Below are 26,803 nucleotides of genomic sequence, written 5' to 3' on the forward strand. Positions count from 1 at the left end.
CGGCTGTTGCGCGTGGTTACTTTGTCGAGGGTGAGGATGTGCACGAGCTTGACCATGTGCTCGTCGGCGCGGAGATGTCTATGAGCCGCAGGGTCGGGGCCCGGGGTGTGGCGCAGCGGGGGGCGGATCCGCCGGGGGGACGGTGAGCGGAGCCGGGGGAGGACGGGGTGGGGAAACACGGGCGTCACACGGGTGGGGTTCACTGGGGGGAGACGCCCGACGGGCGCGGGACGGAGGCGCTGCATGGACCTGAACACGATCCAGCGCGTCCGGGTGGTGCGCGAGCGCTCCGAGCTGGCGGGCCGCGGGCCGCGCTCAGCGGTCATCGGAGGCGGCTCCTGGGTGTTCTCCCTCCCCCACGACCACCTCGACGAGCTCCTCGACCTGCAGGGATTCGCGTGGGAGCCGATCGTGCGCACGGACGCCGGGCTCTCGATCGCGGCGACCTGCACGCTCAGCGAGCTCGCCGCGATGCCCGACGCGGGCGACACCGCCCATCCGCTCTTCTTCCAGTGCTGCACGGCACTGCTCGGCTCCTTCAAGATCTGGAACGTCGCCACTGTCGGCGGCAACATCGCCAACGCCCTGCCCGCAGGACCGATGATCAGCCTCGCCGCCGCGCTCGACGCCACCGCCCTCGTCTGGCGGGCCGACGGCTCGGACGTCGCCGTGCCGGTCGCCGAGCTCGTGACCGGCAACATGACCACTTCCCTGGCCCAGGACGACGTCATCCGCTCGATCGAGATCCCGCTCTCCTCCCTCCGGGCGCGCACCGCGTTCCGCAAGACGGCGCTCTCCCCTCTCGGACGCTCCGGCGCCGTCGTCATCGGCCGCCTCGACACCGACGGCGCGCTCGTGCTCACGATCACCGCGGCGACCGTCCGGCCGGAGCGGCTCCGCTTCGCCGCCGTTCCCTCCTCGGCCGAGCTCGCCGCGGCCGTCGACGGCGTCGCGACCTGGTTCACCGACCCGCACGGAGCCGCCGACTGGCGCCACGCCGTCGTCCGCGTGCTCGCCGAGGAGATCCGCACCGAGCTGACCGGAGGCGCCCGATGAGGTTCACCGTCAACGGGGAGCCGGTCGACGCCTCCCCCCGCCCCGGCCAGGTGCTGCGCACCCTCCTCCGCGACCACGAGCACTTCGAGGTGAAGAAGGGGTGCGACGCCGGTGACTGCGGCGCCTGCTCCGTCCTCGTCGACGGGACGCCGTTCCACTCCTGCCTCTACCCCGCCCACCGCGTCGAGGGGCGCGAGGTGACGACCGCGGCCGGCCTCGGCACGCCCGAGGAGCCGAGCGCGGTGCAGGAGGCGTTCGTCGAGGCCGGCGCGTTCCAGTGCGGCTTCTGCACGGCCGGCATGGTGGTCACGGCCACGGCGCTCGACGGAGTCCGCGCCGAGGACGTGCCGCGGCTGATGAAGGGCAACCTCTGCCGGTGCACGGGCTACCGTCCCATCCGCGAGGCCGTGACGGGCGCCTGCGCGTCCGGGCACGGCGCGCACGCGGCCGAGCCGTCCGGAGCGGATCGCACGGAGGCCCTGGTCCGCGGACGGCACGCGGCCCCGCCGTCGGGTCTCACCCCCGTCCGCCGCACCGGTCGCCCGTCGGCCGAGGAGTCCCGGGTCGGCCGCTCGCTCGGCGCGCCCGCCGGCCGGCGGATCGTCCAGGGCCGCGAGCCGTTCACCCTCGACGTCGCCGTCCCCGGCCTGCTGCACCTGAAGGTCGTCCAGAGCCCGCACGCCCACGCGCGCATCCGCTCGATCGACACGACCGCCGCCCGCGCGATGCGGGGCGTCGTCGCGGTCCTCACCGCCGAGGACGTCCCGGACGTCCTCTACTCCACCGCCCGCCACGAGTCCCGGCTCGACGACCCGGACGACACCCGCATGCTCGACACGGTCGTCCGGTTCCGCGGGCAGCGCGTGGCCGTGGTGGTCGCGGAGTCGGTGGCCGAGGCGGAGGCGGCCTGCCGCGCCGTCGAGGTCGACTACGAGGTGCTGCCCGCCGTCTTCGACCCGGAGGAGGCGCGCTCGGCCGGCGCGCCGCTCCTGCACGCCGACAAGGATCCGATCGCCTCGCGCATCGCCCGGCCGGAGGCGAACGTCGTCGCGGAGCTCCACGGAGAGTACGGGGACGTGGCCGCCGGACTCGCGGAGGCCGACGTGGTCGTCGAGGGCCGGTACTCGACCTCCCGGGTCGCGCACACGGCGCTCGAGACCCACGGCACCATCGGCTGGCTCGAGGGCGGAGAGCTGGTGCTGCGGACCTCGACGCAGGTGCCCTTCCTCGTGCGCGACGAGATCGCGCGCCTGTTCGACCGCGATCCGTCGACCGTCCGCATCTTCACGGCACGGGTGGGCGGCGGCTTCGGCGGCAAGCAGGAGATCCTGACGGAGGACGTCGTCGCCCTCGCCGTGCTCGCCACCGGCCGGCCCGTGCAGTTCGAGTTCACCCGGAGCGACGAGTTCACGATGGCCCCCTGCCGACACCCGATGCGGGTCGGCGTCACGCTCGGCGCCCGGCGCGACGGACGGCTGACCGCCCTCGCCGTGGACGTGCTCTCGGACACCGGCGCCTACGGCAACCACGGACCCGGCGTGATGTTCCACGGCACCTCGGAGTCGGTCGCCGTCTACAGCGCGCCCAGCAAGCGCGTCGACGCGCAGGCCGTCTACACGAACAACCTCCCCTCGGGGGCGTTCCGCGGCTACGGCCTCGGGCAGGTGATCTTCGGCATCGAGTCGGCGATGGACGATCTCGCCCGCGAGCTCGGGATCGACCCGTTCGAGCTGCGGCGGATCAACGCGGTGCGCCCGGGCGAGCCGCTGGTGGTCACGCACGTCGAGGGCGACGACATCGGCTTCGCCTCCTACGGGCTCGACCAGTGCCTCGACCTCACCGAGGCGGCACTGGCCGGCGGCGGCGGCTCCCCCGCCCCCGACGGACCGGGGTGGCGGACAGGGCAGGGCACGGCACTGGCGATGATCGCCACCATCCCACCGCGGGGCCACTTCTCGGAGGCGACCGTCACCGTCGACGCCGAGGGCGTGCTGACCATCGGCGTCGGCACGGCCGAGTTCGGCAACGGGACGACCACCGTGCACACGCAGCTGGTCGCGAGCGCCTTCCGTGCCTCGGCCGACCGGGTGCGGATCCGCCAGTCCGACACGGACGCGGCCCGCTACGACACCGGAGCGTTCGGCAGCGCCGGCACGGTCGTCGCGGGCAAGGCCGTCCACTCGGCCGCGACGCGCCTCCTCGCCGAGCTGCAGGCGCTCGCCAAGCGGCTGACCGGGCACGACGAGACCTTCGAGCCCGACGACGAGGGCCTGCTCGCTCCGGAAGGCACCCGGGTCGCGTTCGCCGATCTGGTCCGTGCGGCCGGCGGACCGGTCACCGCGACCGGGAGCGAGGACGGCGCTCAGCGCTCGCTCGCGTTCAACGTCCAGGGCTTCCGCGTCGCGGTGCACGAGCCGACGGGCGAGGTGCGGATCCTGCAGTCGGTCCAGGCGGCCGACGCCGGCTTCGTGATCAACCCGGCGCAGTGCCGCGGGCAGGTCGAGGGCGGAGTGGCGCAGGCGATCGGCTCGGCGCTGTACGAGGAGGTGATCCTCGACGGCGAGGGCACCGTGACCACGGCGATCCTCCGGAACTACCACATCCCGCAGATGGCGGACGTGCCCGAGACCGAGGTGCTCTTCGCGGACACCGCCGACGAGCTCGGGCCGTTCGGCGCGAAGTCGATGAGCGAGGCGCCCTACAACCCGGTCGCCCCCGCACTCGCCAACGCCGTCCGCGACGCGATCGGCGTGCGGCCGACCGAGCTGCCGCTCTCCCGCGACCGGATCTGGCGGCTCCTGCACCCGGACGCCGCCCCGGTCGCGTCCGTCGAGGCGGAGGCGCCGCCCGGTTGAACGACGACGGGCTGAGCGCCGATCGGCTGCCGCAGCTCAGACGCGCGACGCCAGCTCCGTGCTCGCCCGGGCGACCTCGCGGGCGATCGCGTCCTCGTCCGCGTTCACCAGCCGTCCCTCCCGCACCGTCGGGCGACCCTGCACCAGGAGCAGGCTCAGCGGGGGCTGCGCTCCGAGCGCGAGGGCCGCGACCGGGTCCGCGATGCCCGCGTGCTCGATCCCGTCGATCCGCCAGAGCGCGAGGTCGGCGAGCTTGCCGACCTCGATCGAGCCGATCTCGTCCTGCCGGCCGAGCACCCGGGCCCCGCCGATGGTGGCGACCGAGAGCGCCTGCCGGGCGCTCATCCGGTGGGCGCCGGCGCGCAGGCGGTTCATCAGCACCGCGGCGCGGATCTCGGAGCCGAGCTGACCGGACTCGTTCGACGCCGCGCCGTCCACGCCGAGGCCGACCGGGGCTCCCGCAGCCAGCAGCTGCGGGATCGGCGCGATGCCCGCCGCGAGCCGGCCGTTCGAGGACGGGCAGTGCGCGACTCCGGTGCCCGTGGCCGCGAACTTCGCGATCGCGTCGGCGTCGAGGTGGACGCAGTGCGCCATCCAGACGTCGTCGCCGAGCCAGCCGAGCGACTCCAGGTGGTCGGTGGGCGAGAGGCCGAACGCCTCCCGCGTGTAGGCGTCCTCCTCCACGGTCTCGGAGCCGTGGGTGTGCAGCCGGACCCCGAGCTGACGGGCGAGGACGGCCGACTCGCGCAGCAGGTCGGTGGTCACCGAGAAGGGCGAGCACGGGGCGATCGCGACCCGCACCATCGCGTCGGCGGAGGCGTCGTGGTACCGCTGGACCGCCTCTCCACTGGCCCGGAGCGCGGCCGCCGTGGTCTCGACGGCGAAGTCCGGCGGGAGGCCGCCCCGGGACTCGCCGAGGTCCATCGACCCGCGGGTCGCGTGCAGCCGGAGGCCGAGGGTGCCGGCCGCGTCGACGATACCGCCGACGATGTCGCCGGAGCCCCGCGGGAAGACGTAGTGGTGGTCGGCGACGGTGCTGCAGCCGGACCGGGCGAGGACGCCCATCGCGCCGAGGGCGGCGGAGCGGGTCAGGTCGGCGTCGATGCGGGACCAGGCGGGGTAGAGCGCGACCAGCCAGTCGAAGAGGATCGAGTCCTGCGCCCAGCCGCGGGTGAGCCACTGGTAGAGGTGGTGGTGCGTGTTGACGAGCCCGGGTGTGAGCAGGTGGCCTCGGCCATCGACCCGCGTGAGCGCGATCGCCTCCTGCGCCGGCAGGCCCGTCGGGGACCGTCCGTCGAGGGCCCACGCCGGAGGGTCGCCGGCTCCGACGGCGACGATGCGGGAGTCGTCGACGACGACGTGGCCGACGGGGTGCTCGGTCCCGTGCGCGTCGACGGTGGCGACGTGGGCTCCGGTGAGGACGTGGCGCTGCATGCCCCGAGCATGGCAGCGCGGTGTTTCGCGGCCGTTTCCCGCCGGAGTGCGAGCAGGCCGGCGCGATTACGACGGCGCGCCGTCAGGGGAGGACGTGCGGCTCAGCGCGCCGCGTGGATCGGGCCCGAGCGCCCCGCGAGCGGCTCCCCGGACGTCCCCGTGCGCGCGGCGAGGACCTCCGCGAGGATCGACACGGCCGTCTCCTCCGGCGTCGACGCGCCGATGTCCAGGCCGATCGGCGAGTGCAGGCGGGCGAGCGCCTCCTCCGTCACTCCCGCCTCGCGCAGCAGCCGCAGCCGCCGCTCGTGGGTGCGCCGCGATCCCATCGCGCCGACGTAGGCGACCGGGAGCGCGAGCGCGGTCTCGAGCAGCGGGATGTCGAACTTCTCGTCGTGCGTGAGCACCGCGATCACGGTGCGCGAGTCGACCTCGGCGCGGGCGAGGTGGTCGGACGGCCACTCGACCACGACCTCGTCGGCGCCGGGGAAGCGCTCGGCGGTCGCGAACACCGGACGCGCGTCGCAGACGGTCACGCGGTAGCCGAGCAGGGATCCGGCGGAGCAGAGCGCGGCGGAGAAGTCGACGGCGCCGTAGATCAGCAGGCGCGGCCGCTCGGCGTGCACGATGTAGGCGATCTCGAGCTCGGCGCTCCGGCAGGCGGTCTCGACCGTGGCCGAGCGGCCGGAGGCCAGGCGCGCCTCGCGCTCGGCGAGGATGCGGCGGGCGGTGTCCTCGTCCAGGTGCGGGCCGACGACGTCCTGGAGGCGCGTCGCTCCGGTGAGGACGAGGCCGATCAGCTCCTCCGGGCCACCGACGACGATCGCCAGCGCGGCCGAGCGGCCGGCGCGGGCGGCGCGCAGCTCGGCGAGGACCGCGGTGGAGCCGGAGTCGACGACCTGGCCGAACACGCGCAGCTGCCCCCCGCAGGACAGGCCCGCGGCGAAGGCCGCCTCGTCGTCGAAGCCGAAATGCTCGGACGCGCTGCCCGAGGTGCCGAGCACCTCCTGGGCCAGCGCGTACGCCTGCGCCTCGACGCAGCCGCCGGAGATCGAGCCGATCGCGCGCCCCTCCGCGTCCACCGCCATCGAGGAGCCGAGAGCGCGGGGAGCCGAACCGAAGACGTGGGTGACCGTGACGACCGCGAAGCTCCCGCCCGCCTCGACGCGCTCGAGCAGGGGGTCGGCGATGTCGAGCACGACGGCCTCCTCTTCTCGGACGGGAGGCGACGGCGCCGGGGCTGCGGGGAGGCCGGGCGGAGCCGCCGACGGGCGCTCACACGCAGGAAACATGCCGAGTATAGGGTCGATCCATGCCTGACGACGCTCCCTTCCTCGACCTCGTGATCCGCGCCTCCGACGTGCTGACCGAGAACGGCCGGCGTCCGGCCAGCATCGCGATCGCCGAGGGCCTGATCGTCGCGGTCGGCGAGCGGGACGCCCCCTGGCGGACCACGGAGGAGATCGTCCTCCCCGAGGGCCAGGTCCTGATCCCGGGGATCGTCGACACCCACGTGCACGTCAACGAGCCGGGCCGCACGGAGTGGGAGGGCTTCGCCTCCGCCACCCGCGCGGCCGCCGCCGGGGGCGTCACCACGATCATCGACATGCCGCTGAACTCGATCCCGCCGACCACCACGGTGGCGGGGCTCGAGGCCAAGCGCGCGGCCGCCGGGCCGCAGGCGCAGGTGGACGTCGGCTTCTGGGGCGGGGCGATCCCCTCGAACCTCGGCACGCTGCGCGAGCTCCACGACGCGGGCGTCTTCGGCTTCAAGTGCTTCCTCTCGCCGAGCGGAGTAAACGAGTTCCCGCACCTGAGCCGGGAGCAGCTCGTCGAGGCGATGCGCGAGATCGCCGCCTTCGACGGACTGCTGATCGTGCACGCCGAGGACCCGGCCGAGCTGGAGGCGAGCGCGCTGGAGCCCGGCGCCTCCTACGGCGCGTTCGTCGACTCCCGCCCGCCCGCCTCCGAGCGCAGCGCGATCCTGCACGTGATCGAGGCCGTCCGCGAGACCGGCTGCCGCGCGCACATCCTGCACCTCTCCTCCGCCGACGCGCTGCCGCTCCTGCGCGAGGCCAAGGCCGAGGGGCTGCCGATCTCCGCCGAGACCTGCCCGCACTACCTCACCTTCGACGCCGGCTCGATCCCCGACGGCGGCACGCAGTTCAAGTGCTGCCCGCCGATCCGCGACGAGCGCAACCGCGAGCTGCTCTGGAAGGGGCTGCTCGACGGGACGATCGACATCATCGCCTCGGACCACTCCCCCGCCACCGCCGAGCTGAAGCTCCCCGCGGGCGGCGACTTCGGCGTCGCCTGGGGCGGGATCTCGGGACTCGAGCTGAGCTTCCGCGCGGTCTGGACCGGGGCCCGCGAGCGGGGCATCCCGCTCGAGCAGGTCGTCGCCTGGATGTCCACGGCGACCGCCGCGTTCGCCGGGCTCGGCCAGAAGGGCCTGCTGCACGCGGGATCCGACGCCGACCTGGTCGCGTTCGACCCGGAGGCGCAGTGGCGCGTGGACGTCGACGCCCTCTCGCACCGGAACCCCGTCTCGGCCTACGAGGGCCGCGTCCTCCGCGGCGCCGTCGCCGCCACCTGGGTCGGCGGCCGACGCGTCACCGCCGCGACGGTCCCGCCCGCCGGGCGCCTCCTCAGCCGCCCCTGACCTCGACCCGCCGATGCCCCGCCTCCCTGACGACACCTCGGGGAGCTCCCCCGCTCACGCCGAGCGCCGCCGTGTCATCGGCAGGTTTCGAGTGTGTGAACGGAGGCGGGTCGGAGCCGCGGAGCGGGCGGATCGCACAAGACTCGGAGTCCCGGCGGCGGCTCCTCGGGATGCTCCGCCGGTGCGCGGAGCCCCCGGCAGGCGCGAGGCTGGCAGACGGGCTCGCAGGAGCCGCGAGCAGGACGGGCACCACCGCGTGACCAGGCCCGGCCGCACGGAACGGACAGGAGCGGACATGTCGATCATCCTCGGGGACCACCAGTACGGGAAGGCCGAGAACCGCGTCGTGCGGATCTACCGCGAGACCCCGCGGCACGAGATCCACGACGTCAACGTCTCCACGGCCCTCCGCGGCGACTTCGAGGCCGCGCACCGAGAGGGCGACCAGTCGGCCGTTTTGCCCACGGACACGCAGAAGCAGACGGCGTACGCCTTCGCCAAGGAGAAGGGCCTGCGCTCGATCGAGCCCTACGGCCTCGAGCTGGCCCGCCACTTCGTCGACGGCTACGAGCCCGTCCACGGCGCCCGCATCGAGATCGAGGAGTTCGCCTGGGAGCGCGTGCTGGTGGACGGGCGCGAGCACGACCACACCTGGGTCCGGAAGGGCCAGGAGACGCGGATCGCGTCGGTCACGGTCGAGGGCTCGGGCGAGGAGCGGCGGATCTGGATCACCGGCGGCTTCAAGGACCTCACGATCCTGAAGTCCACGGGGAGCGAGTTCCACGGCTTCCTCACCGACCCGTACACGGTCCTCCAGCCGACGAACGACCGGGTGATGGCGACCTCGCTGGTCGCGAAGTGGCGCTTCGCCCTGAGCGAGGACGAGATCGCGGCGATGGACTGGGAGGCGGTCTACGCGGGCGTCAAGGCGCTCATGACGAGCCGCTTCGCGACCGTGCACTCCCTCGCCCTCCAGCAGACGCTCTTCGAGATGGGGAAGGCGGTCCTGGAGGAGTACCCGCAGATCGTCGAGATCCGTCTCTCCGCGCCGAACAAGCACCACTTCGTCTACGACCTCTCGCCCTTCGGCGTCGAGAACGACAACGAGGTCTTCCACGCCGCCGACCGCCCCTACGGGCTGATCCAGGCGAGCGTCACCCGCGACGACGCGCCGCCCGCGGGATCCGCCTGGACCGCCTACACGGGCCTGGTGTGACCGGCGCCGGGGGCGTCCACCGGGGGCACGTGCTGCACGTCGCCGGGGGTGCGACGCTCGCGACCGCGCGGGAGTCGCTGGTGTCGATCCCGGACGGCGCTCTCGCCGTGGACGAGGACGGCACGATCGCCTGGGTCGGTCCGTACCGCGAGCTGCCGGACCGCTTCGCGCTCCTGCCGGTCTCCGGCGACGCCGCGTCGGTCCTGCTGCCCGGCTTCGTCGACGCGCACGTGCACTTCCCCCAGACGTTCTCGACCGACGGCTTCGGCGGCGGCCAGCTGCTCGAGTGGCTCGACCGGACGGTGTTCCCCTCGGAGGCGCGGCTCGCCGACCCGGAGTTCGCCGACGTCGTCGCGCGAGCCTTCACCCGGCGACGGGTGGCCGCGGGCACGACCGCCGCGATGGTCTTCGGCTCCGCGTTCCCGGCCGCGCAGGACGCCCTCTTCGAGCGCAGCCGCGAGGCGGGGCTGCGGATCGTGTCGGGGCGCGGCATCCAGACCACGGGCCCGGCCTCGGCGGCTCCCCTGATCACCTCCGAGGAGGAGGCGCTGACGCTCGCGTCGGAGGAGATCGACCGCTGGCACGGGAGGGACCCGCTCCTGCAGGTCGCGCTCGTCCCGCGGTTCTCGCTGTCCGTCACTCCCCGGACCCTCGGAGCGCTCGGCGACCTCTACGACGACGTCCGCGGACGCGGCGTCTACGTGCACAGCCACCTCAACGAGAACGACCGGCCCGGCGACGGCGAGATCGCCGCCGTGCTCGGCGCGTACGGCACCCGCAGCTACCTCGACACCTACGACGGGCTCTTCCTGCCCGGCTCCGCGCGCGGCGGCTCCTCCCTCCTCGGGCCGCGCACGATCCTCGCTCACGCCGTGCACTGCCAGGACGCGGAGCTGCACCGGATGGAGGAGACCGGCACCTCGATCGCCCACTGCCCGACCTCGCAGCAGTTCCTCGGCTCCGGCACCATGCCCTGGCGCCGGACCGTCGCCTCGGGGGTCACCGTCGCCCTCGGTTCGGACGTGGGCGCGGGCGACGAGTGGCTGCTGGCGCGAGTGGCGAACGACGCCTTCAAGGTGCACCTCTCGGAGCCCGGCGACGCGGCCGTCGCCCTGCATCCGGCCGAGCTCCTGTTCACGGCGACGCTCGCCGGCGCGCGGGCGCTCGACCAGGAGGAGCGGTTCGGCAGCCTCGACCCCGGGAAGGACGCGGACTTCCTCCGCATCGAGCCCGACCGGTGGGAGCCGCTCGCCGACGTCCTCGCCCACGGGATCCGCGCGGACGACGAGGAGGAGGCGACGGCCCAGCTGCTCTTCGCCCTGCTGATGACCCTGCGCGAGCCGGCGATCGCCGCGGTGCACGTCCGGGGCAGGCGGATCGCGCCTCCGGAGTGACGGGGCCGGCCCGGGCGGCGCGGTGCGGACCGCGCGCACCCGGCCGTCAGCGCAGGCGCAGCGCCAGGAACAGGTCGGCGCGGTCCGCGGTGTCCGACAGGTCGCGCTGCGTCAGCTCCTCCACCCTCGCGATGCGGTACCGCACCGTGTTCAGGTGCAGGTGCGTCTGCTCCGCCGTGCGCACCCACGAGCCGCCGCAGTCGAGGAACGCCGCGAGCGTGGCGACCAGCTGCGAGCCGTAGCGCGCGTCGTGCTCGACGAGCCGCCCGAGCACCAGCTCGACGAACACCGAGCGCAGGTGGTCGGGGACCGCGCTCAGCAGCTGCACGGCGGAGGTGACCTCCCCGGAGTCGCTGACCCGCACCGGAGCGTCGTCGCCCGGAGAGCCCGGCAGCAGCATCCCGTAGCGTGCCGAGCGGAGGGCGCCGCCGAGCGCGGGCAGCGGAGTCGCGGCGCTCGTCCCGACGCGCAGCACGGCGCCCGGCCACGCGGCTCCCGCTCGTCGCAGCGCCGAGGTGACGACGGCGAGCGGATCCGCGCCGGTGGGGATCGCATCGGTCGCCTCGGTGGGCAGCACCGCCACCGCGCAGCCCTGGGCGTCGCGTCCGACCACGGCGCGGCCCAGGTGCGCGGCGGCGTCGACCAGGACACGGCGCGCCAGGTCCGGGGGCGCGTCGCCCTCGAACTCGGCGGCGACCACGGCGCACCGCCCGGCGCCGCCGAGTCCGAGCTGCCGCAGGTACACCGCGGCCTCGGGCTGCTCGCTGTCCTCCTCCACGAGCTCGAGCAGGCGGTCGGCGAGAGCGGAGTCGGCCGAGAGCGCCGCCTCCCGCTGCAGCCGGTAGACCCCCACGACTCCGGCGAGCTCCGTCACGGCGTCGAGTACTGCGGCGGGCCAGTCGTTCCAGTCGCCCCCGACGACGACCAGCCAGGAGGTGGCGCGGTGCTCGCCCGCGCCTGCGACGGTGAGGACCGACAGGGCGACGCCGCGGGCGTCCGCGACCACGACCGGGCTGCGCCGGGCCGTGAGCGCCGCGTGCACGACCCGCTCGATCTCCCCCAGCCCCAGGGGCGAGGCGGAGGCCGCGGTCCGGCCGGTCGCGGTCAGCACCGACACGGGGAGTCCGAGCTCGCGCGAGGTGCGCGTGACGAGCTCGTCGAGCTGCTGCCCCCGGTAGACCTCCGTCAGCAGTTCCCGCTGGCGGGCGAGGGCGGCCGTCAGCCGGGCCACGCGGTCGCCGGCGAGGGCGTTCGACAGGTGCGCCGTGATCGCGCCGAACGACACATCGGCCGGCACGGCGATCAGCGGGACGTCGTGCTCGCGGCAGGCGACGACGAGGTCGTCCGGCACGAAGCCCAGCAGCCCCTCGCCGGCGAGCAGAGCGCTGGCACCCGAGTCCGCGACCGCGGCGACGAAGGCCGCGCTGTCCTGGGCGTCCCGACGCCAGACCAGACCGGTCAGCACCAGCTGGTCGCGCGAGATGTAGCGGCGCGGGTCGAGGAGATCGGTCGTGAAGATGCCGTCGACCGGCCGCGCGAGCGCTCCGTCGCCGGCGACCAGCACGCGCAGCCGCAGCTGCGGCGCGTCGAGGACGTCCTGCAGCTGCATCAGCTGCCCCGGTAGGTCGAGTAGGCGAAGGGGCTGAGCAGGAGCGGGATGTGGAAGTGCGCCTCCTCGTCGTCGAGGCGGAAGGCGACGACGACCTCGGGGTAGAACGACTCGGTGCCCGAGGCGGCGAACCAGACGCCGGTGTCGAAGACGACCCGGTGCACCCCGGCGGCCAGGCGCTCCGGCCCGAAGGCCGCCACGCGGCCGTCGTCGTCGGTGCGGGCCTCGGCGAGGCGCTCCCAGCCGGAGCCGGCACGGGCGTCGAGAGCCACCGGGACCCCGCGCGCGGGGCGGCCGCGGACGGCGTCGAGCACGTGGGTGGTGACGCGGCTGGCGTGCCCGCTCATCGTGCGGCCTCCGCCCGGACGAGGCGCCCGTCGTCGAGGCCGCGGACCCGCAGCACCGTGATCTCCCGCAGCTGCTCCGCGACGATGCGGGCCTCCGTCTCGTCGTCGAGCCCGAGTCTCCGCTCCAGCTCCGCGACGACCTCGGCCCGGTCGCGGCCGGCCGCGCGGAGGAGGAACACGCGCCCGAACCGCTCCTCGTAGGCGCGGTTGCCGGCCAGCAGCCGCCGGGTCAGCTCCTCGTCGCCCGTGCGGCTCGCCGCCTGCTCCGCGGCCGAGAACGCGGAGGAGCGCCCCGCGCCCGCGTGCCGCTCGCCGATCCGGGGGTGGTCGGCCAGCGCCGCCTCCACCTCCTCCTCGGTGAGCGTGCGCGCGGCCCGCTCGGCCGCGTCGGCGAGCGCGTCGGCCGACGGGTAGGGCGCGCCGGAGGCGACCTCGTCGGCCCAGCGGGGGACGGCGAGGCACGCGAGCAGCACGTCGCGGGCGGTCTCGGATCGGGTGTCGGTCATGCGGTCTCCTTCGTCCGGCGGAGCAGGGGCTCGGCCTGCGGCACGATGGTCGGATGGATCTGGTCGGGAGTCGGGACCTCGTCGGGCTGGTGCTCGCGGCGGGTGCGGGGCGCCGGGCGGGCGGCCCGAAGGCGCTGCGGCGCGACGCGGCGGGAGTTCCCTGGGTGGAGCGGGCCGCCGAGAGGCTCCGCGCGGTGGGCTGCGGGCGGGTGCTCGTGGTCCTGGGCGCGGAGGGCGGACGGGCGCGCCTCCTGGTGCCGCCGTCCGCGGACGTGGTCGTCGCGGCGGAGTGGGAGAGCGGCCTCTCGGCGTCGCTCCGCGCGGGTCTCGCCGCGGCCGAGGGCGTCGCCGCGCTGGTCGCCCTGGTCGACCTGCCCGAGGAGCCGCCGAGCGTGGGGGCCCGGCTGCTCGCGGAGGCGCCGGTCGCGCCGGACGTGCTCGCCCGCGCGGTCTTCCGCGGTCGGCCCGGTCATCCGGTGCTGCTGGGACGGGACCACTGGCCGGAGCTCCTCGAGGGCGTGCACGGCGACTCCGGCGCGCGCGACCTGCTCCGCGCGAGGGGCGCGCGGGGGGTGGAGTGCGGCGATCTGTGGTCGGGAGCCGACCGCGACGGGCCGGACTGAGCGGTTCACGCCAGGCCCGCGTCGTCGAGGGCGGCGGCCAGCGCCCGCCAGGCCAGCGTCGCGCAGACGGAGCGGACGGGGTTGCCCGCCACCGCGAGCAGCGCCTGCTCCTCGCCGGCGAGTGCACCCTCCCGGTGCGCCATCGCCGCGAGGAACGCGTCGATCCGCTCCCGCATGTCCGACGCCGGCAGCCCGTCGAGACCGTCCACGAGCAGCGACGCGGATCCCCGCGAGACCTCGCACCCCCGCCCGCTCCAGGCGAGGCGCACCTGCTCCGCGCCGCCGTCGACGCGCAGCTCGATCCGGTCGCCGCAGGTGGGGGTGATCAGCTCGGCCCGGCCGAGGGCCGGAGTCGGGTCGGCCTGCCCGACGGGGTCCTTGGCGTGCGCACGGATCAGCTCCGCCGCCTCGCTCACGGCCGGTCCTCCAGCTCGGCGAGCTCCGCGTAGGCCGTGCTGATCCCGGCGATCCGCTCGCGCGACTCCCTCGGCGACGCCCCGAGCACTCCGGAGGCCACGAGCGCGACCGCGCTCATCGCCGCCGCGTAGCTGTCCAGCGCCGTGCCGCTGTCGACCGGGCACTCCAGCCAGACCGCCGCGTGCTCCGCGTAGCGCCGGGCGGGCGGATCCGCGAGGAGCACCACGGGCACCTCGCGCGCGGCGAGCGTCCCGATCAGGGCCGCGAAAGAGGCGGGGCGGCGGCGGAAGCCGACCAGCACCACGACGTCCTCGGCTCCGAGCCCCTCGAGCTCCTCACCGAGCGACTGGCCGGGCTGCGGGGCGATCCGGACGCGTCCGCGCGCCTGCGCGAGCTGCTGGCGCAGGTGCAGCGCCACCGGGTAGCTGTTGCGCAGTCCGATCACGACGACCTCGCGTGCTCCCGCGATCAGCCGCACCGCCTCCTCCAGCCGCCCGTCGCCGAACGCGGCGGCCAGCCGGGCCAGGTTCGCCCGCTCGCTCTCGAGGTGCGCGGCGAGCGGATCCCCCTGTCCCTGCGCGGGACCGACCGGCACACCGGAGGACCGCAGCGCCCGGGCGTGCTCGCGCACCTCCTGCGAGTTCGAGAACCCCAGGCGGCGGAACAGCCGAGAGACCGTGGCCTTGGACACTCCGCTGTGCTGGGCGAGCTCGGTCGCCGTGTAGACGGCCAGGTCGCCGAGGTGGTCGAGGATGAAGTCGGCCGCCCGCTGCTCCTGCCGCGACAGCGCGGCGTAGCCGGCATCGATGCGGTGACCGATGCTCGTCGAGGGGGCCGGGGCGGGGGTCACGCGGTCGGCGTCCCGTCGGCGAGCGCCAGCACGGCCGCCTCGAACGCGTCGAGCGCGGTCGCGACGTCGGCCTCGGTCACGTTCTCGTCCGGGTGGTGGCTGACGCCGCCCTCGCAGCGGAGGAAGAGCATCGCGTACTCGGCGAGGTCGGCGACCGCCATCGCGTCGTGGCCGGCCTTGGAGAACAGCACCATCGGCTCCGCGTCCCCGGTCGCGCGGATGCCCGCGCGCACGACGTCCTGCAGCCGAGAGGAGGCGACGACCGCGGGGGCCGAATGGGTCTCCTCCACCGTCAGCGCGAGACGGCGGCGCGACGCCGACTCCGACATCGCGTGCTCGATGGCGTCCCACGCCGTGTCGCGCTGGGCGTCGGTCTCGGCGCGGAGGTCGAGGCTGAACTCGACCCGGCCGGGGATGACGTTGACCGCGCCCGGGAAGGTCTCGAGCCGGCCGACCGTGGCGATCACGTCCTGCTCCCGCGCGATGCGCTCCACCGCGAGCACGGCCTCGGCCGCCCCGGTGAGCGCGTCGCGGCGGCGGTCGAGCGGAACTCCGCCCGCGTGCCCGGCCTTGCCGGTGAGGGTGAGTGCGAAGCGGCGGGCGCCCGCTATCGAGGAGACCACGGCGAGGGCGCGGTCAGCCTCCTCCAGGTAGGGGCCCTGCTCGATGTGCGCCTCGAGGTAGGCGAGAACGTCCTGCGCGTCGCGCGCGGCGGTGCGGATGCGCGAGGGGTCCAGCCCGAACTCGTGGAACGCCTCGACGAGCGTCGTCCCGTCGGCGTCCTCGAGATCCCACCAGTGCTCGTCCCAGGTGCCGGCGAGGGCGCGGGAGCCGAGGAGCGCTGTGCCGAAGCGGGTGCCCTCCTCGTCGCCGAACGCGACGACCTCGACGGCGAACGGCAGGCGCCGGCCCGCCCCCTGCAGGCGCGACACCACGGCGATCGCGAGCATCACGCCGAGGATCCCGTCGTAGCGGCCCGCGTCGGGCACCGAGTCGAGGTGCGAGCCGAGCAGGAGCGCCGGGAGTCCCGGAGTCGCGCCCTCGTAGCGGCCGCACTGGTTGCCGGCCGCGTCCTGCCAGGTGCGCATGCCCGCCTCGGTCATCCAGCGCGCGGCCATCGCGTTCACCCGGGCGTGCTCGGGCGAGAGGTAGACCCGCTCGATGCCGTCGCGGCTGGAGGAGACCGCGGCGAGCTCGTCGCAGCGGGCCATGATCGCGGCGGCGTCGGGGGCGGTCGCGGCGGTGGCGGCGGGGGGCGCGGTCGTGGGGTCCGCGGTCGTGCCGGTCATGCGCGTGCCGCCCCGTAGACCTCGTAGGCCCCCGCGACTCCGCCGCCCACCGGCACGGAGGCGCCCGCGCGGCGCAGCACCGCCTCCAGCGCCGCCAGGGTGGTCAGCACCGCGTCCGTCCGGGCGTTGTAGCCCATCGTGCCGATGCGCCAGACCTTCCCGTGCAGCGGCCCGAAGGACGTGCCGATCTCGATGCCGAAGTCGGCGAGCATCTCCCCGCGCACCGCGTCACCGTTCACGCCCTGCGGGATGCGCACCGCGACGACGTTCGTCATCTTGTGCCCGACGTCGCCGAACACCTCGAGATCGAGGCCGCGGACTCCGGCGAGCATCGCCGACCCGTGCAGCGCGTGGCGGGCGACCGTCTCGTCCAGGCCCTCCTCGACGACGATGCGGGCGCACTCGCGCGCGCCGTAGAGCATCGTGGTCGCCTCGGTGTGATGGTTGAGGCGGCGCGGCCCCCAGTAGTCGAAGACCATGCCGAGATCGAAGTAGTTGGAGCGGACGCGGCGGGCGCTGACAGTGTCGCCCTCGTCGCGGATCCCCGCCTCGATGCTCCTGCGCGACTCGATCACCGCGACGGCCTTCTCCGAGAAGGTGACGGGAGCCGATCCGGACGGGCCGCCCAGGCACTTCTGGAGCCCCGCGGTGACCGCGTCGAGCCCGAGCTCGTCGGTCGCGAAGGCGTTGCCCGCGAGGGAGGCGGTGACGTCGGTGTAGAAGAGGGCGCCGTGCTTCTCGCAGAGGGCGCCGAGCTCCTCCAGCGGCTGCGCCATGGTGGTCGACGTGTCGCCGTGGACCACGGCCAGCATCTTCGGCTTCACCCGGGCCAGAGCCTCGGCGATCGCCGAGACGGGGAAGACCTGCCCCCACTCGGCCTCGATCACGTGCACCTCCGCGCCGCAGCGCTCCGCGATCTCCCGGAGGAGGTGCCCGAACCGCCCGAAGACCGGCACGAGCACGCGGTCGCCCGGCTCCAGCATCGAGACCAGCGCCGCCTCGATGCCCGCACGGCTCGTGCCGTCGACGAGCATCGTCTTCTCGTTGCGGGTGTGGAACACCTGCCGGTACAGCTCCTGCGTCTCCGTCATCGTCGCCGTCATGAACGGGTCGTACTGCCCGACCAGCTGCGCCGACATCGCACGCAGGACGCGCGGATCCGCGTTGATCGGGCCCGGCCCCATCAGCAGGCGCGGCGGCGGATCGACGGGGAGGAACGGTGCGGGCGCGGTCATGGGCCACCTCTTCACGAGCGGGAGAGAAACAGTCGTTTCACCCGGAGAGCCTATGCGACGGACGTTTCGCCGGTGTTTCGCGGTGTGGCGCGGGTCGAGATTCTCGACAGAAGCTCCTCCACAGGCGTCTTCCGGAAGCGGGTCCTCCCGATCGGGCGCACCTGCGGCCCGCGTGTCGGTGGTCGCTGGTTCAATACGTGTATGGCGGATGGGATGCGGCAGGGACTCGAGGAGGTCCGCGCCCTCGGCGACCGCGCGGCGCTGCTCGCCCGCTCGGCGGCTCCGCTCCACCTCGCCTCCGCCGAGGCGCTGCACGAGGCGTACACGGCTGCTCTGCGTCGCCCGGAGGCGTTCGCGCGCGGCGGGTCTCCCGCCGAGTCGCGCGACCTCGTGGAGCGCTCGGTCCGGGCCGAGCTCGCCGTCGCACTCGCCGTGTCCGAGCGTGTGGCCGCGCGCGAGCTCGAGCACGCCCGCCTGCTGGTCGACCACCTGCCCTGCACGCGCGCCGCGCTGGCCGAGGCGCGGTTGCGCTGGAAGGCGGGGCAGATCATCTGCGGAGTCGCGGCCACCCTGCCGCCGGCCACCCTCCCGGAGTTCGACGAGCGCGCCGCGGGACTGGCCGCCTCGATGACGCCGACCCAGCTGCGGCGACGCCTCGCCCGGCTGCGGGACGAACTCCACGAGAGTCCTCTGGCCGACCGGCACGCCCGCGCTCGGGAGGACCGGTCGGTCCGGGTCTCGCCCGAGCAGGACGGCATGGCCACGCTCTGCGCGACCCTCCCCGCTCCGGCAGCGTTCGGTGCGCTCGCGCGGCTCGACCGGATCGCCCGCGCCCTCCGCGACGGGAGCGGTGCAGCGGAGGAGCGCACGCTCGCGCAGCTGCGGGCCGACGCCCTGGTCGACCTGCTCTGCGACGGCGACGTGTCCGGCACGGCGCCGGGCGACGAGCGTCCGCGCACGTCCGCTCGCGGCATCCGGGCCGAGCTGCGTCTGACCCTCGCCGCGAGCACCGCGGCCGGGCAGGACGAGACCCCCGCGGAACTGGACGGCTACGGCCTCATCCCGGCCGGCGTCGCGCGCGAGCTCCTCGGAGCCGACTCGGCCGTCACCCCGGCGCTCACCCATCCGAGCACGGGCGCCGTGGTCTCCGTCGGACGCACGCACCGCCTCCCTCCCCCGCGGATGCGCCTCGCCCTCCAGCTGCGCGACCGGACATGCCGCTTCCCCGGCTGCACCCGGTCCGCGGCGACCGCCGAGGCCGACCACACGCTCGAGTGGCGTCACGGAGGCGCCACCGCCCTCGACAACCTGGCGTCGCTCTGCGTCGCCCACCACCACGTCCGCCACGGCGACCGCTGGACCTACACGCTCCACCCCGACGGATCGGCCGACTGGACCACCCCCACGGGCCGCCGCGTGGTCACCCGTCCACCCGATCCGCCCGCGCCGCCAGCCCCGCCGCGGCGCAGGCCGAGCTTCAGCGATGCGCCGCCCCCGTTCTGACGGCGGAAGGAGCCGCGCTCCTGCGGGCGTGCTCCAGCGGGCGTGCTCCAGCAGGCGTGCTCCAGCAGGCGTGCTCCAGCAGGCGTGCTCGCGCCGCGCGGGTCCGAGCCGGCGGCCTGTCTCAGCCGAGGGCCGAGCCGTGGAAGCCGGTCGTCCGACGCGCCCGCCGACGAACCGGTCCACCGAGCCCGCACTCGCTGCACCCGGGCCCGTTCCACCCTCCGGGCTCGGCGCCCGTGCTCACCGCTGAGATCGCACCCGAGGACAGCGATCACCGCAGCGACTCGGGCGCGACGGCGCAGCTTCCGCCTCGGATCCACGACGAGGGACGGAGCGACGGAGGGACGGAGGGACGGAGGGACGGAGCGACGGAGGGACGGAGCGACGGAGGGACGGAGCGACGGAGCGAGAGAGAAAGAGAAAGAGAAAGGGAGAGGGAGAGGGAGAGGGAGAGGCGGCGAGCGGGAGAACGGGTCACGGCGTCCGCCCCGATTCGCGACGAGGGAGAGAACGAGCTCCGGGCGTGGCCCCTCTCAGAGCATGCCGGCCAGCTCCAGCAGTGCGAGATCCGACCCCCGCGGTCCCACCAGGCAGAGCCCCACCGGAGCGCCGCCGACACTCGACCGCGGCACCGACAGCGCCGGATACCCGCCGATCCCGGCGACACAGGTCAGGCCGAGCGTCGCCGTCCGCGCCGCGTCGATCGCCTCGGCCGACGCATCGAGGGCCGGCGCCACCGACGACGTCGACGGCAGGAGGAGCACCCGCCCCTCGAGCGCACGGTCGAGCGCCTCCCGGAACCCCGCGACCCGCGCCCGTGCGGCCGCCTCCGTCTGCTCGTCGACGAGCGAGGCCGCGTCGAAGCGCGCCTGCACGTCCGCCGCCAGCACTCCCGGATGCGCCGCGACCCACGAGCCGCTCGACCGCCACGCCTCCGCCGCCTGCACGAGCCGGAACGCCTCGAGCATCTCCGCCACGGGGGGCAGCTCGACCTCCTCGGTGCTCATCCTCCCGACGGCCGATCCGAACGCCGCCCGGACGGCCGCGTCCACTCCGCCCAGCAGTGCCGGCGCCACCGCGAGACTCCGCACCGGCGGGCCGGACGGCAGGCAGACCTCGGCCACCCGCCTCAGCGTGCCGAGGTCCCGCGTCAGCCACCCGACGGTGTCGAAGCTCGGCGCCAGCGGCAGCAGCCCCTCGACGGGCACTGCACCGTGGGTCGTCCTCAGCCCCCACAGGCCCTGGTAGGAGGCGGGTACCCGGATCGATCCCGCGGTGTCGGTCGCCAGCCCGACGGCGGCCTGCCCGAGCGACACGGCGGTCGCCGGTCCGCTCGACGATCCGCCCGGGATCGCTCCGGGCACGGCTGGATTGGGCGGCGTCCCGTAGCCGGAGTTCCGGCCGGCGATGCTGTACGCGAACTCGTCGGTCTGAGCGATCCCGCGCACCGACGCTCCCGCTGCGAGCAGCTGCGCGACGGCCGGAGCGGTCGCCGCCTCGATCGGCGCGGAGGCGAGGCGGGCCGGCACTCCCGCGCCGATCCGCTGGCCCTCGATCGCGAAGAGGTCCTTGACTGCGACGTCCAGTCCGTCGAGGGTCCCGGAGCCGGCGGCCGGCACGAGCGGCGCGCCGACGGCCCGCCAGACGCGGGGGTCCAGCGCGGGCGAGGGCGCCTGCACCTGCGCGGCGCGCACCCGCCAGGTCCCGCCCTCCCGCGACCACAGCTGCGTGACGAGCCCGCGCCCGCCACGGGCCGGAGCGTTCACGCTGACCACGAGCGCCGTGCCCGCATCGACCGCCCGCACGTGCAGCTCGACCAGCTCCCGCACCGGCGCCCCGCCGCGACGACCCCGGAAGCCGGTGATGACCGCGTGGCCGACGAGCAGTCCGGAGGCGTCGCCCCGGAGCGTCGTCGGCGCGTCCACGAACGCGTCGGCGAGCGCCGCGACGTCGTCAGCCCCGAGCGCCGCCTCGTACGCCAGGACCGCGTCCACCAGCCCGTCCGGCAGGTCGCCCTCGAGCGTCGTCACCCGCGGGTCAGTCATCGAAGTCGGCCGTCCGGACGCGGGCGTGCACGCCCTTCACCAGGTCGACCACCTGCGAGATGTCGAAGTCGGTCGCCGCGCTGAGGTAGGCGTAGGCGTGAGCCGGGTCCATCCCGTAGCGGGCCGCCAGCAGCGCGATGGCCGCGCGGACGCACTTCTGCACGGCGACGTCCAGGTCCTCGTCCATCCCGGTGGGCACGAGGAACTCGCCGGTCTCCCCCATCGGCCCGAGCAGCTCCCCGAACGCCGCGAGCGCCTCGGCACGCGGGACGACCTCCAGGCGCACCCGGACGCGCAGGCTCGCCTCCATCGCCGTCAGCGCCACCTCGCCGTCGCCCTGCGCGAAGTGGGGATCGCCGACGTACGCGAGCGCGCCCGGGACCTGCACGGGAAGGTAGAGGCTGGTTCCGGCGGTCAGCAGTGCGATGTCGATGTTGCCCCCGTGCGCACCGGGCGGCACGGAGTGCGGGCGCTCCTCCCCTGCGACGGCGACGCCCATGATCCCGAGGAACGGCCGGAGCGGGAACCGGGCGGCCCGCTCCCCTCCCGGCACCAGCGGGATCACGCCGCGGAGACCGCCCTGCGCGTCCTCATCGACGCGCGCGAAGACGCTGAACGGCCCCTCCTGCAGCGGGTACTCGCCCGGCAGCGCCCCGCGGCCGTGCCGGTTCGAGACGACTCCGTACGGCACGCGCGGCTCGGCCTCGAGGAGGGTCATCCGGAGCAGGTCCCCCGGCAGCGCTCCCCGGACGGCGATCGGCCCCGTGACCACGTGCGGCCCGTCCGTCTCGCCGTCGCGGAACGGCCCGTCCGCGGCGAGCGCGACCGCGTCGCGCAGCACCCCCTCCGGAGCGACTCCGTGGCGGCCGAAGAAGGCGACCGGATCGCGGCCCTGATCCTCCAGCACGCCCTCGTGGCTGAGCGTGTCGATGACGACCTCGGCCCCCGAGTCGACGGTGAGCACGGACGCGTCCGCCGCGCACGGCAGGCGCCCCCACAGCACCGAACCCGGCTCGGCCGGCAGGTAGTCCACCCCCGGCGGCACTCCCTCACCGGGCTGCACCGCCCACTCCGTCCACCGCATGCGCGTCCGCCTCCCGCGCGGCCCGTCCGCGCCGTCCGACCCTAACCGCGCCGTGTTTCGAGCATGTGCACGCGTGTGCCACGATTCTCCAGACCCGCCCCCGACGACAGGACTCCTGTGCTCCGACGCCTGCGCACCCGCTCCGAGGGCGCGACCCTCGGCCTGATGCTCGCCCTCACCTTCTCGACCGGCATCATCGACGCCGTCGGGTACCTCGGGCTCGACCGCGTCTTCGCCGGCAACATGACCGGCAACGTCGTCATCCTCGGCATGGCCCTCTCCGGCGCGGCCGACCTGCCCGTGGTCGGGCCCCTGATCGCGCTGGGCGCCTTCATGATCGGCGCCGTGATCGGCGGCCGGGTGCTCCGCCCGGTGAAGAAGGGCTGGACCTCGCGCTCGACCTGGCTCTTCGCGGTGGTCGGCATCCTGCTCGGCGTCCTGGCGATCGTGCTCGCGGTCGTGCCCGAGCACCCCGAGCCGCTCGCCTTCACCGTCACCGGCGTGCTGGGCGGGGCGATGGGCCTCCAGGCCGCGACCGCCCGCCACCTCGCCGTCAAGGACGTCACGACGGTCGTCGTCACCTCGACGATCACGGGCCTCGCTGCGGACTCCCGCCTGGCGGGTGGTTCCGGTCAGCCGTGGTTCCGCCGCGCGGCGGCGATCGTCCTGATCGCCGCGGGTGCCGGAGTCGGCGCGCTCGCCCTGCTGGTCGGGCTCTGGCTCGGCCTCGCGATCGCCGCCGTCATCACGCTCGTCGCGACGCTGCTGGGCGAGCTCGTCGTCCACTCCCGGTACGCTCCGGCGCCCGCCGACGCCGCCGCCTGAGGCGGCGCCTCCCGGCGCGTCAGCGCGGCAGCTGCTGGCAGTGCGGGCAGAGGTGCGAGGAGCGGTTCATGAACGGCACCCGCACGATCGCCGCGCCGCACCGGGCGCAGGGCTTCCCCGTCTGCCCGTAGGCGTGCAGGCTGTGCGAGAAGTAGCCGGAGGCGCCGTTCACGTTCACGTACTGCGCATCGAAGCTGGTGCCGCCCTCAGCCAGCGCCCGTTCGAGCACCGAGCGCACCTCGGCGAAGAGGCGGCGGATGCGCGCCTCGCCGAGCGACGAGCTCGGCCGCTCCGGGTGCAGCTCCGCCGCCCACAGCGACTCGTCCGCGTAGATGTTCCCGATGCCGCTCACGAGCGTCTGGTCGAGCAGCGCCCGCTTGATCCCGCTGCTCCTCCTCGCCAGCGATGCGACGACCGAGCCCAGGTCGAAGGAGGGGTCGAGCGGATCGCGGGCGATGTGCGCGACCTGCGAGGGCACGGCGCGCAGCCAGCCGCCTCCGCGGGCCTCCTCGCCCGCGTAGCCGCCCGGCGCTCCGTCCGGGGTCGGCACCAGAGCGTCGACCGCCATCGAGCCGAAGATCCGCTGGTCGACGAAGTGCAGGGCGAGCTCGCCGTGCTCGGGGTGCTCGATCCCGATCCGGATGCGCGCCAGCCGCGGCAGCGCCGCATCCGCCGTGCGCAGCAGCACCTGACCGCTCATGCCGAGGTGCACCAGCAGCGCCTCGTCGCGGCCCGCGGGCAGCCAGAGGAACTTCCCGCGCCGCACCGCCGCTTCGAGCCGGCGCCCGACGAGCAGGCGCTCGAAGGTCCCGTGCGGATGCACGTGGCGCTTCAGCGAGCGCTCGTCGACGATCTCGACGCCGGTCACCAGGGAGCCGGTGACCGCGGGAGCGAGGCCCGCCCGCACCACCTCGACCTCGGGCAGCTCGGGCACGGTCAGTCCGAGACCGCGGGAGCGGCGGGTGCGCCGGGGGCCGCCAGACGCGTCCACGCGTCGAGCGCGGCGGCCATCTCGGCCGACTTCTTGCTCGTCCCCTCGCCGCGGGCGGTGACGAGTCCGCCGACGATCACAGTGGCGACGAACACCTTGTTGTGGTCGGGGCCGGTGGCGGCGATCTCGTAGCGCGGGGCCGGCGCACCGCGCTCGGCGGCCGCCTCCTGGAGGCTCGTCTTCGGGTCCATCGAGACGCCGAAGCGGAGCGGATCGGCCCGCAGAGGGGCGATCAGGCGCAGCACCAGGTCGCGGGCCGCGTCGGGCCCGGTGCCCAGGTAGACGGCGCCGATGATGGCCTCGACGGTGTCGGCGAGGATCGACGCCTTGTCGCGGCCGCCGGTCAGCTCCTCGCCGCGTCCGAGGCGGAGGAACTCGCCCAGGCCGATGCCGCGGGCGATCTCGGCGAGCGCGACGGTCGAGACGAGGCTCGCCCGGCGCTTGGCCAGGTCGCCCTCGCTGAGGGCGGGGTACTCGGTGTAGAGCATGACGGTCACGGCCTGCCCGAGGATCGAGTCGCCGAGGAACTCGAGGCGCTCGTTGTGCGGGATGCCGCCGTGCTCGAAAGCGAACGACCGGTGCGTCAGGGCGAGCTCGAAGAGCTCACCGTCGAGGCTCACGCCGAGCGTGGCCTCCAGACGCGACCGGTCGTCGCTGGAGGGTCGTGCGGAGGTCTGGTTCACCATGGACCGCGGTCCGTTCGTCGAGGGGCGGTGCGCCCCGCGCCGTGCGGACCAGGAGCGGGATCAGACGTCGGCGACCTTGCGGCCCTTGTACTCGAGGAACAGCGCGGTGCCCGCGGAGTCCTCGACGACCTTGGCGCGGTGGGGAAGGCTGTAGACGACCTTGCCGTTCTCGATGGTCTTGACGAGGGTGGGGACCTCGGCCTTCCACTGCGAACGACGGGCGTGGGTGTTCGCGCGGGACTTCTTCCTCTTGGGAACAGCCATGATTCTCTCTTCTCTACCTCTAGTCGGATTCAGTGAGGGCGGTCGCGCCCTCACCGCTGTCTGCGGAAGCTCTGTCGGTGGAAGCTCCGGGCGCTGCGGCCCCGCCGTCCCCCTCGCTCAACCCTGCGAGCGCGGCCCACCGGGAGTCGCGCGGCGCCTCGGGTTCGGGCGTGGAGGAATCGGCCAGCCGCTCCCCCGTGACGGGGTCGAGGCCCGGACAGTCCGGCCGGCAGACCGGCTGGAACGGCAGCGACAGAACCACCGCATCCCTGACCAGAGGTTCAAGATCCACGTGGTCGTCGTGAACCTCATAGTCGAAAGCTTCGTCAGAAGAGTACGCGAAAAGTTCCTGGAACTCGACATCGACAGGCAGGGAGATGTCGGTCAGGCACCGGCTGCACTCGCCGTCGGCCCTCGCCGACACCTCGACACTGGCCAGGATCCCCTCGTGCACGGACTCGAGCCGGACGTCGAGATCGACGGCCGATCCCTTGCGGACCGCGACGATCCCCTCGCCGAACTGCTCCGGCGCCTCGAGCTCGAGGCGGTGCTCGCGCATCTCGCCCGGTCGCCTCACGAGGTCGCGCACGTTCACGGTGAACGGCGTCTTCTTGAAAGTAGTCACGAGGGTCCAGCCTACCCCTCCCGGCCCCCTCCGGGGCCGGAGGGGCCGGGAGAAGCCGGGAGGGGCGGAGTCCGGGCTCAGGCGCCGCCGGCCTCCAGCGTCACGTCGATCGGCGCGTAGTCGGCACCGCTCGTGTCCACTCCCTCGTCGGCGAGCTCCGCGAGCGCCTTCTCGACGTACTCGTTCGAATAGGCGGTGGCGGGCGGGTCCGCGCTGATGATCGTCGCCCCCGTCTCGTTCTCCGTCTCCTTCGCGATGTCGACCGTCTGCTGCCACGCGGCCTCGTCGATCATCCCGACGCCGCTCGTCGAGGGCCAGATCAGCTTGTTGACCTCGTTGGTCATCCAGAGCTGGTGGCTGGTGCCGAGCGTGGATCCGGCCGCGGTGACGATGTCGGCCGCCGCCTGCGGGTCGTCCTTCGCGAAGATCCAGCCCTTGATCGAGGCCTTGATGAAGGCGACCGTCTGCTCGGCGTACGCGTCGTCGTCGGCGAGCCTGCCCGCGTCCGCCCAGATCGCGTCCTGGAGCATCGCGGTCCCGATGTCGTTCCAGCTGATGACGTTCAGGTCGTCCGGCTGGTACAGCTCGCCTGTGGCGGGGTTCACGGTCTCGAGGACCTGGGCGTACTCGTTGTAGGTCATCGCCTGGGCCGCGTCGATGTCGCCCGCGAGGAAGCCGTTCATGTCGAACTGCTGCTGCACCAGCGAGATGTCGTCGAGGGAGACGCCGTCCTTCTGCATGCCGGCGAACAGCTCCCACTCGTTGCCGTAGCCCCAGCTGCCCACGCTCTTCCCGGCGAGGTCGGCGGGCGAGGTGATCCCCTTGTCCTTGAAGGAGATCTGCGTGGTGGCGCTGCGCTCGAAGATCTGCGCGACGTCGGTGATCCCGGCCCCCTGCTCGATCGAGCCGAGGACCTTGGGCACCCAGGAGATCGCGTAGTCCGCGTCGCCCGAGGCGAGCACGTCCTGGGGGACGATGTCGCCGCCTCCCTCGGCGATCGTCACGTCGAGGCCCTCGTCCTCGTAGTAGCCCTGGTCGAGCGCGGCGTAGTACCCGGCGAACTGCGCCTGGGCCACCCACTGCAGCTGCAGGGTGACCGGCGTGAGGCCGCCGGAGCCGGAGTCCGACCCCGGGTCGGAGCCGCCGGAGGCGCTGCAGCCGGTGAGCGCGAGGCCCACGGCCGCGAAGGCGGCGGTCGTCGTCAGGGTGATGCGGGTGCGTCTGGTCACGGGTCCTCCTGGTGCGGTCTGCGGGGTCGCCGGTGCGGCGCGCCCCGTGGTGCGGCGGTGC

Annotated in this window: 24 protein-coding genes; 8 read left to right on the forward strand and 16 right to left on the reverse strand. The window is 74.4% G+C overall.

Annotated features, from left to right (window positions below):
* The first annotated feature begins 243 nt into the window (after positions 1 to 243).
* Positions 244 to 1,056 (forward strand): FAD binding domain-containing protein, encoded by an 813-nt coding sequence (locus C5C35_RS09080; RefSeq protein ID WP_104226640.1) that lies wholly within the window; start codon positions 244 to 246, stop codon positions 1,054 to 1,056.
* The gene (locus C5C35_RS09085; protein ID WP_104262992.1) at positions 1,053 to 3,911 is read left to right on the forward strand and encodes a molybdopterin cofactor-binding domain-containing protein; all 2,859 of its coding nucleotides are present in this window, start codon (positions 1,053 to 1,055) and stop codon (positions 3,909 to 3,911) included. The genes C5C35_RS09080 and C5C35_RS09085 overlap by 4 nt, the downstream gene beginning before the upstream one ends.
* A 36-nt stretch (positions 3,912 to 3,947) precedes the next feature.
* On the opposite strand, the gene C5C35_RS09090 is transcribed toward C5C35_RS09085, so the two are convergent.
* On the reverse strand, positions 3,948 to 5,345 hold the full coding sequence (locus tag C5C35_RS09090) for an 8-oxoguanine deaminase (protein WP_104226642.1): 1,398 nt from the start codon (positions 5,343 to 5,345) through the stop codon (positions 3,948 to 3,950).
* Between the two features lie 101 nt (positions 5,346 to 5,446).
* Entirely contained in the window at positions 5,447 to 6,541 is a 1,095-nt protein-coding gene (locus tag C5C35_RS09095; protein WP_219812293.1) for an XdhC family protein, read from the reverse strand.
* A 113-nt stretch (positions 6,542 to 6,654) separates the two neighbouring features.
* Between C5C35_RS09095 and allB the strand changes: the two genes are divergently transcribed.
* The 3 genes from allB (at position 6,655) to C5C35_RS09110 (ending at position 10,614) form a co-directional block, all read left to right on the forward strand.
* Positions 6,655 to 8,004 carry an allantoinase AllB gene (gene allB, locus C5C35_RS09100; RefSeq protein ID WP_104226644.1) on the forward strand — a complete coding sequence of 450 codons (1,350 nt, stop codon included), beginning with the start codon at positions 6,655 to 6,657 and terminating at the stop codon, positions 8,002 to 8,004.
* A gap of 295 nt (positions 8,005 to 8,299) precedes the next feature.
* Positions 8,300 to 9,220, forward strand: a complete 921-nt coding sequence (gene pucL / locus C5C35_RS09105) for a factor-independent urate hydroxylase (RefSeq protein WP_104226645.1) — start codon at positions 8,300 to 8,302, stop codon at positions 9,218 to 9,220.
* Positions 9,217 to 10,614, forward strand: coding sequence for an amidohydrolase family protein (locus tag C5C35_RS09110; RefSeq protein ID WP_104262993.1), 1,398 nt, complete (start codon positions 9,217 to 9,219; stop codon positions 10,612 to 10,614). The genes pucL and C5C35_RS09110 overlap by 4 nt, the downstream gene beginning before the upstream one ends.
* A gap of 46 nt (positions 10,615 to 10,660) precedes the next feature.
* On the opposite strand, the gene C5C35_RS09115 is transcribed toward C5C35_RS09110, so the two are convergent.
* The 3 genes from C5C35_RS09115 to uraD are packed head-to-tail and all read right to left on the reverse strand — an operon-like array spanning position 10,661 to position 13,076.
* Positions 10,661 to 12,223 carry a PucR family transcriptional regulator gene (locus C5C35_RS09115; protein WP_104262994.1) on the reverse strand — a complete coding sequence of 521 codons (1,563 nt, stop codon included), beginning with the start codon at positions 12,221 to 12,223 and terminating at the stop codon, positions 10,661 to 10,663.
* Entirely contained in the window at positions 12,223 to 12,570 is a 348-nt protein-coding gene (gene uraH, locus C5C35_RS09120; protein ID WP_104262995.1) for a hydroxyisourate hydrolase, read from the reverse strand. The genes C5C35_RS09115 and uraH overlap by 1 nt, the downstream gene beginning before the upstream one ends.
* Positions 12,567 to 13,076, reverse strand: coding sequence for a 2-oxo-4-hydroxy-4-carboxy-5-ureidoimidazoline decarboxylase (gene uraD / locus C5C35_RS09125; RefSeq protein WP_104234584.1), 510 nt, complete (start codon positions 13,074 to 13,076; stop codon positions 12,567 to 12,569). Before uraD ends, uraH begins: the two co-directional genes overlap by 4 nt.
* 53 nt (positions 13,077 to 13,129) lie before the next feature.
* Between uraD and C5C35_RS09130 the strand changes: the two genes are divergently transcribed.
* A complete protein-coding gene (locus tag C5C35_RS09130) occupies positions 13,130 to 13,699 on the forward strand; it encodes an NTP transferase domain-containing protein (RefSeq protein WP_104226649.1) in 570 nt (189 codons plus the stop codon).
* A 5-nt stretch (positions 13,700 to 13,704) separates the two neighbouring features.
* Here the strand turns inward: C5C35_RS09130 and C5C35_RS09135 are convergent, their stop codons facing one another.
* Genes C5C35_RS09135 through C5C35_RS09150 form a run of 4 tightly spaced genes read right to left on the reverse strand, consistent with a single transcriptional unit; the run spans position 13,705 to position 17,490 of the window.
* Positions 13,705 to 14,115, reverse strand: coding sequence for an iron-sulfur cluster assembly scaffold protein (locus C5C35_RS09135; protein ID WP_104260556.1), 411 nt, complete (start codon positions 14,113 to 14,115; stop codon positions 13,705 to 13,707).
* Positions 14,112 to 14,966 (reverse strand): MurR/RpiR family transcriptional regulator, encoded by an 855-nt coding sequence (locus tag C5C35_RS09140; protein ID WP_219812189.1) that lies wholly within the window; start codon positions 14,964 to 14,966, stop codon positions 14,112 to 14,114. The genes C5C35_RS09135 and C5C35_RS09140 overlap by 4 nt, the downstream gene beginning before the upstream one ends.
* Positions 14,963 to 16,255, reverse strand: a complete 1,293-nt coding sequence (locus tag C5C35_RS09145) for an allantoate amidohydrolase (RefSeq protein ID WP_104262996.1) — start codon at positions 16,253 to 16,255, stop codon at positions 14,963 to 14,965. Before C5C35_RS09145 ends, C5C35_RS09140 begins: the two co-directional genes overlap by 4 nt.
* Positions 16,252 to 17,490, reverse strand: coding sequence for an alanine--glyoxylate aminotransferase family protein (locus tag C5C35_RS09150; protein ID WP_258066345.1), 1,239 nt, complete (start codon positions 17,488 to 17,490; stop codon positions 16,252 to 16,254). The genes C5C35_RS09145 and C5C35_RS09150 overlap by 4 nt, the downstream gene beginning before the upstream one ends.
* A gap of 201 nt (positions 17,491 to 17,691) precedes the next feature.
* Between C5C35_RS09150 and C5C35_RS09155 the strand changes: the two genes are divergently transcribed.
* On the forward strand, positions 17,692 to 18,993 hold the full coding sequence (locus C5C35_RS09155; protein ID WP_104262997.1) for an HNH endonuclease signature motif containing protein: 1,302 nt from the start codon (positions 17,692 to 17,694) through the stop codon (positions 18,991 to 18,993).
* A gap of 533 nt (positions 18,994 to 19,526) precedes the next feature.
* Here C5C35_RS09155 and C5C35_RS09165 read toward each other — a convergent pair.
* Together C5C35_RS09165 and C5C35_RS09170 are read right to left on the reverse strand one after the other, a co-directional pair.
* On the reverse strand, positions 19,527 to 21,038 hold the full coding sequence (locus C5C35_RS09165) for an AtzH-like domain-containing protein (RefSeq protein ID WP_104262999.1): 1,512 nt from the start codon (positions 21,036 to 21,038) through the stop codon (positions 19,527 to 19,529).
* A complete protein-coding gene (locus C5C35_RS09170) occupies positions 21,031 to 22,122 on the reverse strand; it encodes an acetamidase/formamidase family protein (protein ID WP_104263000.1) in 1,092 nt (363 codons plus the stop codon). The genes C5C35_RS09165 and C5C35_RS09170 overlap by 8 nt, the downstream gene beginning before the upstream one ends.
* Positions 22,123 to 22,239: 117 nt before the next feature.
* On the opposite strand from C5C35_RS09170, the gene C5C35_RS09175 reads away from it, so the two are divergent.
* Entirely contained in the window at positions 22,240 to 22,947 is a 708-nt protein-coding gene (locus C5C35_RS09175; protein WP_308470800.1) for a YoaK family protein, read from the forward strand.
* Between the two features lie 19 nt (positions 22,948 to 22,966).
* Here the strand turns inward: C5C35_RS09175 and mutM are convergent, their stop codons facing one another.
* The 5 genes from mutM to C5C35_RS09200 form a co-directional block, all read right to left on the reverse strand.
* On the reverse strand, positions 22,967 to 23,881 hold the full coding sequence (mutM, locus tag C5C35_RS09180; RefSeq protein ID WP_104255744.1) for a bifunctional DNA-formamidopyrimidine glycosylase/DNA-(apurinic or apyrimidinic site) lyase: 915 nt from the start codon (positions 23,879 to 23,881) through the stop codon (positions 22,967 to 22,969).
* Between the two features lie 2 nt (positions 23,882 to 23,883).
* Positions 23,884 to 24,624, reverse strand: a complete 741-nt coding sequence (gene rnc, locus C5C35_RS09185) for a ribonuclease III (protein ID WP_104263001.1) — start codon at positions 24,622 to 24,624, stop codon at positions 23,884 to 23,886.
* 60 nt (positions 24,625 to 24,684) lie between these two features.
* A complete protein-coding gene (gene rpmF, locus C5C35_RS09190; RefSeq protein WP_104223482.1) occupies positions 24,685 to 24,888 on the reverse strand; it encodes a 50S ribosomal protein L32 in 204 nt (67 codons plus the stop codon).
* A gap of 19 nt (positions 24,889 to 24,907) precedes the next feature.
* Positions 24,908 to 25,447 (reverse strand): DUF177 domain-containing protein, encoded by a 540-nt coding sequence (locus C5C35_RS09195; RefSeq protein WP_104263018.1) that lies wholly within the window; start codon positions 25,445 to 25,447, stop codon positions 24,908 to 24,910.
* Between the two features lie 143 nt (positions 25,448 to 25,590).
* Entirely contained in the window at positions 25,591 to 26,742 is a 1,152-nt protein-coding gene (locus C5C35_RS09200) for an ABC transporter substrate-binding protein (RefSeq protein ID WP_258061364.1), read from the reverse strand.
* Positions 26,743 to 26,803 lie beyond the last annotated feature (61 nt).

The sequence above is a fragment of the Rathayibacter sp. AY1F8 genome (assembly GCF_002932165.1).
In the GTDB taxonomy this organism is placed as follows: Bacteria; Actinomycetota; Actinomycetes; order Actinomycetales; family Microbacteriaceae; genus Rathayibacter.